General features: G+C 64.1%; 1 protein-coding gene. It reads left to right on the top strand.

The genetic code is table 11. From position 1 onward, the window contains the following. The coding region (locus A3709_RS23860) for a hypothetical protein (RefSeq protein WP_197484231.1) at positions 1 to 220 on the top strand (220 nt) is incomplete at both ends.

Genomic DNA, 220 nt, shown 5'->3' with positions numbered 1-220 from the left:
TGGCCAGCATGTCTGGCGCGACCTGGATATTCATATCACGCTGCCCTCCGGGGCGAGCGTGGTGACGCCGACCCATCTCTGCTATGAACTTGTCGAGGAAGCCGGCCAGCTGCGTATATTTCGTCTGGCCGCTTACTGGGAGCTACTGACGACCGCACGCAGCCAGTCCGGCGGGGCTGGCGCACTGTGGCGCATGTTGCGCGAAATGGGTCCTCGGGGC

The organism is Halioglobus sp. HI00S01 (assembly GCF_001635445.1).
GTDB classification, from domain to species: Bacteria; Pseudomonadota; Gammaproteobacteria; order Pseudomonadales; family Halieaceae; genus Halioglobus; species Halioglobus japonicus.
Note: the sequence above shows the minus strand (reverse complement) of the source record. Positions and strands in the feature narration are given on the sequence as shown.